The following is a 13,207-nucleotide window of genomic DNA, read 5'->3' as shown; positions in this document are numbered from 1 at the left end:
AGCCAATTGCGATTGGCCGTGGATGCGATGGGCGGGGACTTAGGTCCCCGCTCTGTCGTTCCGGCCTGTATCAGATTCCTCAAGAAATTCCCCGAAGCAGAGCTGAAGTTATTCGGCCCTAGCCCTCAGCTCCAAAGCCTGATTGATGCGGAGCGCCAGCCTCAACTGAGCAGTCGGCTCGAAATCTCTCACTGCGAGCAGGTCATTACCCAAAGCTGTAACCCGCTTCATGCCCTGCGCCACAAGCGCGAATCCTCCATGGCACTGGCACTGCAAACACTGGCCAGGGGTGAAGCCCAGGCAGTGGTCACCTCGGGTAATACCGGTGCATTGCTGGCTCTGAGTCGCAGCATTCTCGGCAATATCGAGGGAGTGCGGAAGCCGGCTTTGGGGAAATCCCTTCCCACGGAGAAGGGCTCCTGTTTCCTGCTCGATCTGGGGGCCAATATCGACTGCAGCGCCGAGGATCTACTGCAGTTTGCGCGCATGGGGATAGAGGCCCAGCGGGTGCATACCGGCAGGCGCGATCTCAAAGTGGCGTTGCTGAATATCGGCGCTGAGCCACATAAAGGCACCGAAGAGATCCGCCGTGCGGCCGAACTCTTAGAGTGGGATGCAAAAATCGACTACGCTGGCTTCGTTGAGGGTCACGATATCTTTACCGGCGTAGTGGATGTCGTAGTCTGCGACGGGCTGATGGGCAATGTGGCGATGAAATCCGCTGAAGGCGTCATTCGACTGATGGGTCAAAAAGCGTTCACCATCGAGAAAAGTGGGTATTTCAAGCGATTTTTTGGCCAATTAGCCATAAAGCTGTTGCGAAAATGGCGTACACAGGTGGAACCCGCCCGCTATAATGGCGCCAGCTTTTTAGGGGTGAAAGGCAATGTGATCAAGAGTCACGGCGGTGCCAGTAGTGAGGCATTTTACCGGGCAATGATCACCGCCAAAGAGTGCGCCGAAGCCGATCTGGCGGCCAGGGTCGGCCAGGCGATGGCGCAGTCTTAAGACTCCCCCTTTCAGATACTGCAAACCAGCTTCAAAGGATGTGCCATGACCAATGCAAGGCTCGCATTCGTCTTTCCCGGCCAGGGTTCCCAGCAGATTGGTATGCTGGCGGATGCCGCGGCTGAGTTTCCCGAAATCCACGCGACTTTTGCCGAGGCGTCCAGCGTACTTGGCTACGACCTCTGGGACCTGTGCCAGACGGGCGAACAGGCCGATATCAACATGACCGAGCGTACCCAGCCGCTGCTGTTGACAGCCAGTGTCGCGCTTTATCGAGTCTGGTGTGCCCACGGCGGTGCCCGTCCGGCGCTGATGGCGGGGCATAGTCTGGGCGAGTGGTCCGCTCTGGTGTGTGCCGGGGTTCTGGCCTTTACTGATGCGGTGCGACTGGTGCGAGAGCGCGGGCGCCTGATGCAGGAGGCGGTACCGGCCGGGCAGGGCGCGATGGCAGCTGTGATCGGTCTCGATGACGCCGCGGTGGAAGCCGCCTGTGCGGAAGCCGCGCAGGGCGAAGTGGCTGCGGCGGTCAACTACAACTCTCCGGGCCAGGTGGTTATTGCCGGTAGCGCCGCTGCGGTAGACCGGGCGATCGAGGCCTGTAAGGCTGCTGGTGCCAAGCGCGCTATGCCGCTGCCGGTCAGCGCGCCCTTCCATACCGAGCTGATGCGCCCGGCGGCGGAAAAGCTGGCTCCGCAGATCGAGTCTACCGTTTTTCACGCCCCTGAAATCCCGGTCATTCACAATGTGCACGCCAAGCCGGAAGCAGACCCGGCGGCGATTAAGGCGCTGATGATCGAGCAGATTTACAGCCCGGTGCGCTGGACCGCTTGCGTGCAGACGATGGCTGCAGCGGGTACAGAGCAGCTGGTCGAGTGTGGTCCCGGCAAAGTGCTGGCTGGCCTGGCGAAACGAATCGATCGCGGCCTCAGTGCCCACAATATCGACACGCCGGCACAATTGAATGAGGCTTTACTGGCTGCCGCCGGTTAAGCGCGATTCTGGCGAATTTACCTTTTGCCGAATTTACGTGGAGTAACAATGACACTAACAATTTCCCTGAATGACAAGGTGGCACTGGTAACCGGTGCCAGCCGCGGCATTGGTGCCGCCATTGCCGACACGCTCGGCGGTCTGGGTGCCACAGTTATCGGTACTGCAACCAGTGCTGGCGGTGCTGAAAAGATCAGCGCGCGCTTTGCGGAAAAGGGTATCGCAGGTGCCGGCAAGGTCCTGGACGTTACCAGCCCGGAAAGCCTGGCCGAGCTGCTGGAATCAGCCAAGAATGAATTCGGCGCGCCGACCATCCTCGTCAACAACGCTGGTATCACCAAAGATAATCTGCTGATGCGCATGAAGGACGACGAGTGGGAATCGGTCATCGATACCAACCTGTCCGCTGTTTATCGTGTGACCAAAGCCTGTCTGCGGGACATGACCAAGGCGCGCTGGGGCCGCATCATCAATATCAGTTCCGTTGTCGGCAGCATGGGCAATGCGGGTCAGAGCAACTACGCTGCGACCAAGGCGGGCGTGGCTGGTTTTGGGCGCTCCCTGGCTGCTGAAGTTGGCTCCCGCGGCATTACGGTCAATACTGTGGCTCCCGGCTTTATCGATACCGATATGACCAAAGTTTTGCCTGAAGCCCAGCGTGAATCACTGATGAGCAAGATCCCTTTGGGCCGCCTCGGGGCGCCCGAAGAAATCGCTTCTGTTGTTGCATTTTTGGCCAGTGATGCTGGCGGTTATGTGACCGGAGAGACTATCCACGTTAACGGTGGCATGTACATGGCGTGAGATTTTTTCTCAAAAATCCATGTAACGTATTGATTTAAAAGGTTTTTATATTCAAGCTTACGGCAATGAAAGGCTGCGCATTACATCCCGAAAAAGTTGGGGTACAATGCCGCCTCGCATTAACCAGAAGCTGTGTGAGCCGGTCGTTATCTCCGCAACTCAATGCGGTCCAATCCCAAAAATCAGGGAACAATAACGACTACAACAGATTTTTATCCACTAGGAGTTAAATTGAATCATGAGCAGCATTGAAGAGCGCGTTAAAAAGATCGTTGCTGAACAACTGGGCGTGAAGGAAGAAGACGTTAAGCCTGAAGCCTCTTTTGTTGAAGATCTGGGCGCTGACTCCCTCGACACAGTTGAGTTGGTAATGGCTCTGGAAGAGGAATTCGAAACTGAAATTCCCGACGAAGAAGCCGAAAAGATTACTACTGTTCAGCTGGCTATCGATTACATCAAGGAAAACCTTGGTTAATCCCCGCTGGGTAGTTTAGGTTCGGATAGCCGCTTGCTATCCGCAACCAAATGATTTGTGAGAGCCGTTCTATGTTGCATAGCGCGGCTCTCCTTTTATTGGCTCTAAGGATTTGTGACCGCTGATGCCGGCTTTGTTCGGCGGCCTTTTCGAGGTGTTGTCAGCGGGCAGTAGTGAAATTCGGGGGAATACGAGTGTCGCGTAGAAGAGTTGTCGTAACCGGGATGGGCATGGTGAGTCCGCTGGGCAATACCCTGGGCGAGACCTGGTCAGCCGTCCTCGCGGGCACCAGTGGTGCAGCACCGATTGAGACCTTTGATGTTTCGGCGTTTTCCACCCGCTTTGCGGCCACGGTGAAAAACTTCGACCCAACGCCCTATATGCCGGAAAAAGAAGCGCGCAAGATGGACGTGTTTCTACAGTATGGATTGGTGGCAGCCATCCAGGCTATGGAAGATTGTGGGATCGAAGTGAGTGAGCAGGATGCCCCTCGCATTGGTGCGTGTATCGGTTCCGGCATGGGCGGTATCCAGGCGATTGAAAATAACGCCATGTTGATCGCTGAAAAAGGGCCGCGCCGCGTATCCCCCTTCTTTGTTCCGGGGGCCATCATCAATATGGTCGCCGGTAACCTGTCCATCAAATACGGTTTGAAGGGGCCGAACCTTTCGACCACGACTGCATGTACGACCGGTACCCATGCGATCGGCCTGGGAATGCGCTGTATTCAGTACGGTGATGCGGATGTCATGGTGTGCGGCGGTGCCGAGATGGTAACCACGCCCGTTGGCCTCGGTGGCTTCTGTGCCGCCCGTGCGCTGTCAACGCGCAACGATGATCCTCAGGCGGCCAGTCGCCCCTGGGATCGGGACCGCGATGGTTTTGTCCTCGGTGAGGGTGCCGGCGTGCTGGTGCTGGAAGAGTACGAGCGGGCCAAGGCGCGCGGTGCCAAGATCTATGCAGAATTGAGCGGCTTCGGCATGAGCGGCGATGCCTTCCACATGACGTCACCGCCAGAAGATGGCGCCGGCGCAGCGCTGTCCATGCAGAATGCCCTCAACGATGCCGGCCTGACGGCGGATGGCATTCAGTACATTAATGCCCACGGCACATCCACGCCGCTGGGCGACAAGGCGGAAATCAAGGCGGTGCACTCCGTTTTCGGCAGCGCTGCAGATAAGCTGGCTGTTAGCTCCACCAAGTCCATGACCGGCCACCTGCTGGGTGCCGCTGGCGCTATTGAGGCCATCTTCTCGGTGCTGGCGCTCCGCGATCAGGTGGCGCCGCCCACCATCAATCTGGAGAATCAGGACGAAGCCTGCAACGGCATCAATCTGGTGCCCATGGAGACGCAGGAAGCCAGCATTGATGCGGTACTGTCCAACTCCTTTGGCTTCGGTGGTACCAACGGTTCGCTGATTTTCAAGCGCGTCTGATCTACTGCGCCCGCCGATTTGGCGGGCGCAGCTCTTTCCGAGGGAAGCATGTCTAAGCTCCCGCAATTCTTTCTGTGCGGCACGGCCGCTCCCACACTGCCGTCGGACGACGACTATTCAAATGGGCTGCTGGAGACTATGCGCTGCCAGCATGGTTCCGTGCCGTTGTGGCCGCTCCACCGCCAGCGCCTGTTGCGCAGCGGGAGGGTAACCGCACAGCAATTGGCCGACATGGGTTCGGTGATCGCGGAGATCGCTGCGGAGTGCCCGCTGGAGTCCGCCAAGCTGCGCTTGCGCTGCGGGCTTGTCGAAGGCCGGCAGCAATGGGATCTGAGCCTGTTGCCACTGGAGGCGACACCAGAGCTGGAGCAGGGGATTCGTCTTTTCCCGTGTCAAACGCGGCTCGAAATTGTCGAAACTGCCAATCCCGGCTGCAAAACACTGCAGCGGACGCGATATAATCGCGCCAGTACCGAGTTACCTGCCGGGGTCACGGTCGACGGGTTGTTGCGCGACAGTGGGGGCAGGGTGATAGAAAGCCTGAGATGTAATCTGCTCGCTTGGCGAGATGGCCAGTGGATAACGCCCGATCTGCACCGATGTGGCGTCAGGGGTGTCATGATGAGCTGGCTGGGTGGTCATTTTGCGCTTGCCGAGAGGGACATGGATCTCGACACCCTCTGTGCGGCCGAGGAAGTGGCGCTCTGCAATAGTGTGCGCGGCGTGATGCCTGTGACGGAACTGATCGGCGTGTGTCGCTGGCCTCTGGGCCCCGAAGTGCGACGGTTACAGCAGTTGATAGCGGAAGAATTGTGGTGAAGAAAAAACAAGCAAAGTCCCGCACGCGCATCTGGCGCTATGTCAGCGGCGCTGTCCTGTTGCTGGTTATGGCAGCCGGCGCCGGGCTCTGGGTTGCCAGAACGGCACTGGTGCAGCCCCTCGCCGTCGGTGACGATGGTCTGCGTTTCCAGGTCGATTCCGGTAGCAATCTGTCCCGGGCACTGCGGAATCTGGCGGATGAGGGCGTCATCAAATGGCCACGCCTGGTGCTGGCCTACGCCTATTGGCAGGAAAAAACCGGCATTCATGCTGGCGAATATCTGTTGCCCTACGGCAGCAATGCCATGGATCTGGTTGCGCGGTTGCATAGTGGCGATGTGACCCGCTACCGCCTGACGCTGGTTGAGGGCTGGACTTTCCGCCAGGCGCTCGAGCAGGTGCGCGCCGGCCGCAATATCGTCAAGTCCGATGCCGGTAGCAGCGTCGCAACGGCCACAGGCGCGCTTGGGGTGGAAGAGGACAGCGCCGAAGGTTGGATTTTTCCCGATACCTATATCTATCGCTCCGGCACCACAGATATCGAGCTGTTGCGGCAGGCGCACGCGCGCATGCAGCGGGTGCTGGATGAAGAGTGGCGCGCGCGCGACGTGGATCTGCCGTACAAATCTCCCTACGAGGCGCTGATCATGGCGTCGCTCATCGAGAAAGAGACCGGTCAGCCGTCGGAACGCAGTGAGATCGCCGGGGTCTTCGTCCGTCGGCTCAACAAAGGTATGCGCCTGCAGACAGACCCCACGGTTATCTACGGCCTGGGCGAGGAGTTCGATGGCAACCTGACCCGCGCGCACCTGCGCCAGCCAACGCCGTACAACACCTACACGATCAGCGGTCTGCCACCGACACCGATCGCGCTGCCCGGCCGGGACTCAATCCGCGCGGCGCTGAACCCGAAGTCGGGGGACAGTCTCTATTTTGTCGGCAAGGGGGATGGCTCTCACCATTTCTCGGCCACCCTGACGGAACACAACCGGGCTGTGCGAGAGTATCAGTTGAAGCGGCGTGCCGATTACCGGTCCAGTCCGGAAAAAGGAAATTGATTTTGCAACGCGGAAAATTTATCACCCTGGAAGGTGTTGAAGGGGTGGGCAAGTCCACCAATCTGCAGTTTGTAACCGACTGGCTCCGCGAGCAGGGTATCTCCTTTGTTCAGACCCGCGAACCAGGCGGTACGCCGCTGGCGGAACAGCTGCGGGAGTTGCTGCTCGCCAGGCGCGAGGAAGCCGTGGATCCCACCGCGGAGTTGCTAATGGTCTTCGCTGCGCGGGCACAGCACCTGGCACAGGTGATCGCGCCGGCGCTGGCGCGTGGAGACTGGGTGATTTGCGACCGATTCACAGATGCGACCTACGCCTACCAGGGGGGAGGCCGGGGCCTCGACAGGGCGCTGATCGCGCAGCTGGAACAGACAGTGCAGGGCGAGCTGAGACCGGACAAGGTCCTGCTCCTGGATCTGGACCCCGAGGTGGGGTTGTCGCGCGCTGCCAACACCGGTGCGGCGGACCGCTTCGAAAGCGAACAGCTGGCTTTTTTTCAGCGAGTACGCGCCGCCTATTGCGAACGGGCAGAAGCCTTTCCGGAGGGTTATGCGGTGATCGACGCGGGCGTGTCATTGGAGCTTGTACAGCAACAGCTGCGTCGCGAACTGGAACAGCTTGTATAGCGTATTTGTGCGGCCATAGCGGTGATCGCACCCAACCACTAGACGAAAACAAGTGACTGAAAACGTCGAACATTCAACCATCCCATCGCCGCTACCCTGGCAGGCCAGTCAGTGGCAGCGGCTCGGCGCACAGTGGCATGCGGGACGCTGTCCTCACGCACTGTTGATCAGTGGGCAGGCGGGTCTGGGTAAGCGCCGCTTTGCCGAGGCGTTTGCCGCGCTGATACTGTGCGAACAGCCGCGCGAGGGGCTCGCCTGCGGCAGGTGCCGCGGCTGCCGTTTGTGGCAGGCCGGCTCGCACCCGGATTTTTTGCGGGTGGAACCGGAGAAGCCCGGTGGCCCGCTCAAAGTGGAGCAGATTCGCCAGCTGGGTGCGTTCGTTGGCCGCACCAGCGGTCGCGGGGGCGCGCGGGTGGTTTGGTTGGCGCCGGCGGAGGCCATGAACGTCAACGCGGCCAATGCACTGCTGAAAAACCTGGAGGAGCCCGCGGCTTCGGTCATTTTCCTGTTGATCACCGACTCACCATCGGGGCTGTTGCCGACCATACGCAGCCGCTGCCAATCCATCGGGTTTCCGGCACCGGGCGAGGAGTCGGCACTGCGGTGGTTGGAGAAGGGCGGGCTGGACGGCCAGGCTGCGCGTCGCGCGCTGGCGCTGTCGGGCGGCGCACCGCTGCTGGCGCTGGAGTTGGCAGAACCGGAAGCGCGGGAGGCCCGCGAGCAGTTTCTGGCTGATCTGACTGCGCTGGCACAGGGTGCCGCGAGCGCCGTATCGCTGGCGGGACGCTGGGAGAGTCCTCCAGATGGAGTAGAGCTCAGCCAGCTGCTGCAGTTTTGGCAGCAGTGGCTGGCACAGATGCTGCGGGCCCGGAGTTGTGATCTGACGGCCGACGAACAGGTGATGGTTCTGTTGCAGCGTTTGCCGGGCAGCGGTGAAGAGGGCCTGCGCCCGCTGTTTGGCTTCTACGAGCAACTCCTGCTGGGGCGGCAGGCGTTGATTAGCGGCGCCAACCCCAACAAGCGCCTGTTGATCGAAGAACTGATGATTCGCTGGGCGAAACTGTACGTCTAGCGAGCACTGCTCGCTGTACAGTTTCGCGACCGGCCATGGATGGCCGGGCCGGGCTCGGCCCCAGGGAGGGCTGCTTGAGAATAACGCCCTGAGTGGCACCGCTCGCTGTACAACTTTGCGACCGGCCATGGATGGCCGGGCCGGGCTCGGCCCCAGGGAGGGCTGCTTGAGAATAACGCCCTGAGTGGCACCGCTCGCTGTACAACTTTGCGACCGGCCATGGATGGCCGGGCCGGGCTCTGCCCCAGGGAGGGCTGCTTGAGAATAACGCCCTGAGTGGCACCGCTCGCTGTACAACTTTGCGACCGGCCATGGATGGCCGGGCCGGGCTCTGCTCCAGGGAGGGCTGCTTGAGAACAACGCTCTGTGTGGCACCGCTCGCTGTACAGTTTCGCGACCGGCCATGGATGGCCGGGCCGGGCTCTGCCCCAGGGAGGGCTGCTTGAGAATAGCTCGGATCGACCGGCTGGCCGGGTGCTGCGTCAAGTCCGCCGGCCGGATTTCTGGACACAACCGAAGTGCTCAGATACCTTACCGTAAATCAAGAACAACGAGGTCCGGCTATGAAGGCCATGGGGGGCGGTGCCCGCAACGGCATCCTTTCGCTGAAGATACAGGATAAGTCCGTACTCTATGCGGCCTATATGCCGTTTGTGAAAAATGGTGGCCTGTTCATCAGCACCGACAAATCGTACAACCTCGGCGACGAGGTCTTCCTGCTGCTCAGCCTGATGGATGAACCGGAAAAGGTCCCGGTTGCCGGCAAGGTTGTGTGGATTACGCCGAGTGGCGCGCAGGGGAACCGCACACCGGGTATTGGTGTGCAGTTCAGTGACAAGGACAATGTTGCCCAGAACAAAATCGAAACCTATCTGGCGGGATCGCTCGAATCCAGCCGGCCGACCCACACGCTGTAACTGATTCATGCTTGTAGACTCTCACTGTCACCTCGACAGGCTCAAACTCGACAAATTCGACGGTGACCTCGATGCGGTGCTAGACCTCGCCCGCAGTCGCGGCGTCGGCAAGTTCCTGTGTGTCGGAATCAGTCTTGAGAATGTCGAACGGGTAGTGGAGCTCGCAGGCCAATACGACGACGTAGTCTGTTCCGTCGGCGTGCATCCGCTGGATGTGGATTCGGGCCTGGCCGGTGTCGACGAGTTGGTCGAAATGGCGCGGAAGCCGAATGTTGTCGCGCTGGGCGAAACCGGGCTCGATTATTACTACAGCACGGACACCAAAGAGGTGCAGCAGCAGAGCTTTATCGCGCACCTACAGGCGGCGGGCCGCGCGCAACTCCCGGTGATCGTTCACACCCGCGACGCCCGCGAGGATACGATCGACCTGATTCGCGAGCACGGTGACAGCGAGCATGCGGGTGTACTGCACTGCTTCACCGAAAGCTGGGAAATGGCCAGGGCCGCACTGGATCTGAATTACTATATTTCCCTGTCCGGTATTGTCACCTTCAAGAATGCCGAAGAGCTGCGCGATGTGGCGCGCCGTGTGCCGCTCGATCGGTTGCTGGTGGAAACCGACTCGCCCTATCTGGCGCCGGCCCCTTACCGGGGCAAGCCCAACATTCCGGCCTACGTGCGCGAAGTTGCGGAATTCATCGCCGAACTCCGCGGCATGCCGTTTGAGCAGCTGGCAGAGATCACCACGGAAAACTTTTATCGACTCTTCCCCCGGGCAGCCTGAGCCCGGCTACAGGGTACCCATTTCAGTACAGGAATCCCTCCCCAATGATGAAACAACAGTTGCAGACCATGCTGGCGCTGCAAGATGAGATCAATACGCTGGTTAACGACAACTGGCGCGCACAGAATTTTGCCTGGTATCGCGCGATCTGGGTGGAAAGCGCCGAGCTGCTGGATCACTACGGCTGGAAGTGGTGGAAAAAGCAGGAGCCTGATATGGACCAGGTCAAGCTCGAACTGGTCGACATCTGGCATTTTGGCCTCAGCCTGGAGCTGCAGCAGGGCAGTCCTCAACAGGTAGCGGCCGACATGCTCGCAGAGTTGGGGGCAGGGCAGCGCAAAGCCGGTGACTTCCGCAGTAACCTGGAAGCCTTCACATTGAATACTCTGGCCAGCAAGCAGTTCGACCTGGTCGGTTTCGCGCAGCTGTTGGCCGACGCAGAGCTGACTTTTGACGAGCTTTACCAGCGCTATGTGGGCAAGAATGTGCTCAATCGCTTCCGTCAGGACAACGGCTACAAGGACGGGAGTTACGTAAAGAACTGGGCCGGTCGGGAGGACAACGAGCACCTCGCCGAGATAGCCACTCAACTGGACACCACCGCGTCTGACTACAGCGCACAGATCTACCGAGCGCTGCAGGCGCGCTACAGCGAAACCGCGCCGGCATAGGCTCAAGTTTCGCTAATTGATCAATCGTTATTCAATTCATCCTAATACTTAGGTCTAGAATCTCGCCGCGCGAGATGAAATTTGCTCGCAAGTCTCTATAATGCGGGCCGCTTACAAACGAGGGAGAAGAATCGTGAAAGCACCTGTTCGTGTTGCTGTGACCGGCGCCGCCGGCCAGATCAGCTATTCTCTGCTGTTCCGCATCGCCTCCGGCGAAATGCTGGGTAAAGATCAACCGGTTATCCTGCAGCTGCTGGAAATCACCCCCGCCCTGGAAGCGCTGAAAGGCGTGGCCATGGAGCTGGATGATTGTGCCTTCCCGCTGCTGGCCGGTATTGTGCAATCTGATGACGCCACCGTGGCCTTCAAAGACGCCGACTATGCGCTGCTGGTTGGTGCGCGTCCGCGCGGTCCGGGCATGGAGCGTAAAGATCTGCTGGAAGCCAACGCCGCGATCTTCTCTGCTCAGGGCAAGGCGCTGAATGACGTTGCCTCGCGCAATGTGAAAGTGTTGGTAGTCGGCAACCCGGCGAATACCAATGCACTGATCGCTCAGCGCAATGCGCCGGACCTGGATCCGCGCAACTTTACCGCCATGACCCGCCTGGACCACAACCGCGCACTGTCGCAGCTGGCGGGCAAGACCGGTTCAAGCGTCAACGACATCACCCACATGACCATCTGGGGCAACCACTCATCCACTCAGTATCCGGATCTGTACCAGGCCAAAGTGGCCGGTGCGGCCGCGATGGATAAGGTGGACCAGGAGTGGTACGAGAATGATTTCATTCCGACCGTCCAGCAACGGGGTGCGGCAATCATCAAAGCCCGCGGCGCCTCTTCCGCGGCATCTGCAGCCAACGCGGCGATCGACCATATGCGCGACTGGGCACTGGGCACCAACGAAGGTGACTGGACCAGCATGGGCGTGTACAGCGATGGCTCCTATGGTATCCAGGAAGGCCTGATCTACTCTTTCCCGTGCACCTGTAAAAACGGTGACTGGGAAATTGTTCAGGGTGTCGACATCAATGAGTTCTCTCGCGAGAAGATGGCGGCCACTGAGCAGGAGCTGGCGGAAGAGCGTGATGCCGTAGCACACCTGCTGCCGTAACAGCCGCAGTCGCTCAGCTCCGGCAGACGGAAAACCCGCACTCAGGTGCGGGTTTTTTTATGGGAATATGTTCGATCTAATCACTCTTATCTCGGGCAATTCACGGGAGAAGAACCGAAAAAATCGAAGATACCCCGATGACGTCGCCGCTATTGGCCCCCGCGAGGACAGTGGCACGAGCGGTGCAATGTGTTCAGGCTGGGGAACCGCACTACACTGAATTCAAGTGCTTTCCGGAGCTGCGCGCTATGGTTACTGAAGTCGGCCGCAATTCATCGCGCTGTGCCTGCATACTGCTGCAGCCAAATCAGTCCCTCTCCCTCTCTGGCAACCTGTGGGTATTCGTCTCTCTGGTTGCGGTATCCCTGGGTATCAGTCTCGCGTTTGCCCTGGCCGGGGCCTGGATGATACTGCCGTTTGCCGGTCTCGAACTGGCATTGCTCGCCGTCTTGTTCGGCTACGTCTATTTGGAGGGGACACGACGGGAAGTGATTCGCATCAGCAACGAGCGTGTGATACTCGATTGCTGCAAAGGGCACCGACAGCAGAGTGTCTATCACCAGGAGTTTTCCCGCGAGAGTCTGGCGATTCTGGTGAGAATGGGGGGCAGTGCCACCGAACCGGCCTCAGTTTGTTTCAGTGGACCTGAGGGCTGTCTGGAAGTGGGTGACTTCCTCACCGATGCAGAGCGCGCAGAGCTGATACAAAAGCTCAATCAGTGCGGCATCTGCGCACGGCGCGAAAGGGAATATCGGCTGCAGGAGTTTTGACTGCAACTATCAACAGCGCTTACCACCCGTAATTTTCGCTATAATCGCGCCCTCATATCTGCAGCATTGACGGGGGTTAGTATGGCATTTCCCAAGATCGGCAACCTTGCGCCGGCTTTTACTCTTACAAACCAGAATGGCGAGAAAGTGTCGCTAAAGGACTTTCGCGGCACGAGTAACGTGGTGCTCTATTTCTATCCCAAGGCGTTAACACCGGGCTGTACCACCCAGGCCTGCGGTATTCGCGACAGCGCTGCGGGCTTCGACTCCGTCGATACAGTGGTACTGGGTGTCAGCCCGGACCCTGAGGCGAAGTTGCAGAAGTTTATCGAGAAACACGAACTGAACTTTGATCTGCTCTCCGATGAAGACCACAAGGTCGCCGACAAGTATGGCTGTTGGGGACTGAAGAAGTTTATGGGTAAGGAATATATGGGGTTGCTGAGGACCACATTTATCATCGATAAAGCAGGGCGCTTGTGCCATATCATCGACAAGGTAAAAACGAAAACACACCACGACGATGTACTCGGTTGGATTGGCGACAATCTCGACTAATCTGGTACTTTCGTTCCTCGCCGGGGATGACTCAATTTTCGTCCCTGGCATCGATCTCCCTCCTATTTGCGCTTACTTCACCATTACCATGTGACAACAGGTACATTT

15 protein-coding genes are annotated in these 13,207 nt (G+C 59.0%); all 15 read left to right on the top strand.

The features are described from left to right. The first annotated feature begins 18 nt into the window (after positions 1–18). Positions 19–1,008, top strand: coding sequence for a phosphate acyltransferase PlsX (gene plsX / locus BUC36_RS01790; protein ID WP_268778188.1), 990 nt, complete (start codon positions 19–21; stop codon positions 1,006–1,008). Between the two features lie 45 nt (positions 1,009–1,053). Continuing rightward, on the top strand, positions 1,054–1,998 hold the full coding sequence (gene fabD / locus BUC36_RS01785; protein ID WP_073270846.1) for an ACP S-malonyltransferase: 945 nt from the start codon (positions 1,054–1,056) through the stop codon (positions 1,996–1,998). Positions 1,999–2,046: 48 nt separating this feature from the next. Further along, the gene (gene fabG / locus BUC36_RS01780; protein WP_234994862.1) at positions 2,047–2,802 is read left to right on the top strand and encodes a 3-oxoacyl-ACP reductase FabG; all 756 of its coding nucleotides are present in this window, start codon (positions 2,047–2,049) and stop codon (positions 2,800–2,802) included. A 238-nt stretch (positions 2,803–3,040) separates the two neighbouring features. Continuing rightward, positions 3,041–3,277, top strand: a complete 237-nt coding sequence (acpP, locus tag BUC36_RS01775; protein ID WP_067080870.1) for an acyl carrier protein — start codon at positions 3,041–3,043, stop codon at positions 3,275–3,277. A 194-nt stretch (positions 3,278–3,471) separates the two neighbouring features. Beyond that, positions 3,472–4,713: a beta-ketoacyl-ACP synthase II gene (gene fabF / locus BUC36_RS01770; RefSeq protein WP_073270844.1), complete on the top strand. Its 1,242-nt coding sequence runs from the start codon at positions 3,472–3,474 to the stop codon at positions 4,711–4,713. A gap of 48 nt (positions 4,714–4,761) precedes the next feature. Further along, on the top strand, positions 4,762–5,532 hold the full coding sequence (locus BUC36_RS01765; protein WP_073270841.1) for an aminotransferase class IV: 771 nt from the start codon (positions 4,762–4,764) through the stop codon (positions 5,530–5,532). Then, positions 5,529–6,590 (top strand): endolytic transglycosylase MltG, encoded by a 1,062-nt coding sequence (gene mltG, locus BUC36_RS01760; RefSeq protein WP_073274425.1) that lies wholly within the window; start codon positions 5,529–5,531, stop codon positions 6,588–6,590. The genes BUC36_RS01765 and mltG overlap by 4 nt, the downstream gene beginning before the upstream one ends. A 2-nt stretch (positions 6,591–6,592) precedes the next feature. Next, on the top strand, positions 6,593–7,213 hold the full coding sequence (gene tmk / locus BUC36_RS01755; RefSeq protein ID WP_073274423.1) for a dTMP kinase: 621 nt from the start codon (positions 6,593–6,595) through the stop codon (positions 7,211–7,213). A 52-nt stretch (positions 7,214–7,265) separates the two neighbouring features. After that, positions 7,266–8,285, top strand: coding sequence for a DNA polymerase III subunit delta' (locus tag BUC36_RS01750; RefSeq protein WP_073270839.1), 1,020 nt, complete (start codon positions 7,266–7,268; stop codon positions 8,283–8,285). A gap of 563 nt (positions 8,286–8,848) precedes the next feature. Further along, the gene (locus BUC36_RS01745) at positions 8,849–9,202 is read left to right on the top strand and encodes a PilZ domain-containing protein (protein WP_073270837.1); all 354 of its coding nucleotides are present in this window, start codon (positions 8,849–8,851) and stop codon (positions 9,200–9,202) included. A gap of 7 nt (positions 9,203–9,209) precedes the next feature. Continuing rightward, positions 9,210–9,986 carry a TatD family hydrolase gene (locus tag BUC36_RS01740; RefSeq protein WP_073270835.1) on the top strand — a complete coding sequence of 259 codons (777 nt, stop codon included), beginning with the start codon at positions 9,210–9,212 and terminating at the stop codon, positions 9,984–9,986. 47 nt (positions 9,987–10,033) lie between these two features. Beyond that, positions 10,034–10,657 (top strand): dUTP diphosphatase, encoded by a 624-nt coding sequence (locus BUC36_RS01735; RefSeq protein WP_073274421.1) that lies wholly within the window; start codon positions 10,034–10,036, stop codon positions 10,655–10,657. A gap of 133 nt (positions 10,658–10,790) precedes the next feature. Next, complete coding sequence (locus tag BUC36_RS01730) at positions 10,791–11,771, top strand: malate dehydrogenase (RefSeq protein WP_073270833.1); 981 nt, start codon at positions 10,791–10,793, stop codon at positions 11,769–11,771. A 248-nt stretch (positions 11,772–12,019) separates the two neighbouring features. Next, entirely contained in the window at positions 12,020–12,541 is a 522-nt protein-coding gene (locus BUC36_RS01725; RefSeq protein WP_073270831.1) for a DUF2244 domain-containing protein, read from the top strand. Positions 12,542–12,622: 81 nt separating this feature from the next. Further along, positions 12,623–13,099: a thioredoxin-dependent thiol peroxidase gene (gene bcp / locus BUC36_RS01720; RefSeq protein ID WP_073270829.1), complete on the top strand. Its 477-nt coding sequence runs from the start codon at positions 12,623–12,625 to the stop codon at positions 13,097–13,099. Positions 13,100–13,207: the final 108 nt, after the last annotated feature.

It is taken from the genome of Microbulbifer donghaiensis (genome assembly GCF_900129095.1).
Lineage (GTDB): Bacteria > Pseudomonadota > Gammaproteobacteria > Pseudomonadales > Cellvibrionaceae > Microbulbifer > Microbulbifer donghaiensis.
The sequence above is the reverse complement of the archived record's forward strand: the minus strand, read 5'-3'. Positions and strand labels throughout refer to the sequence as shown.

Coding starts and splice junctions, on each gene's coding strand:
- fabD (WP_073270846.1), top strand. CDS start 1,054: ATGACCAATGCAAGGCTCGCATTCGTCTTTCCCGGCCAGGGTTCCCAG.
- BUC36_RS01745 (WP_073270837.1), top strand. CDS start 8,849: ATGAAGGCCATGGGGGGCGGTGCCCGCAACGGCATCCTTTCGCTGAAG.
- fabG (WP_234994862.1), top strand. CDS start 2,047: ATGACACTAACAATTTCCCTGAATGACAAGGTGGCACTGGTAACCGGT.
- BUC36_RS01735 (WP_073274421.1), top strand. CDS start 10,034: ATGAAACAACAGTTGCAGACCATGCTGGCGCTGCAAGATGAGATCAAT.
- acpP (WP_067080870.1), top strand. CDS start 3,041: ATGAGCAGCATTGAAGAGCGCGTTAAAAAGATCGTTGCTGAACAACTG.
- BUC36_RS01725 (WP_073270831.1), top strand. CDS start 12,020: ATGGTTACTGAAGTCGGCCGCAATTCATCGCGCTGTGCCTGCATACTG.
- bcp (WP_073270829.1), top strand. CDS start 12,623: ATGGCATTTCCCAAGATCGGCAACCTTGCGCCGGCTTTTACTCTTACA.
- BUC36_RS01765 (WP_073270841.1), top strand. CDS start 4,762: ATGTCTAAGCTCCCGCAATTCTTTCTGTGCGGCACGGCCGCTCCCACA.
- BUC36_RS01740 (WP_073270835.1), top strand. CDS start 9,210: ATGCTTGTAGACTCTCACTGTCACCTCGACAGGCTCAAACTCGACAAA.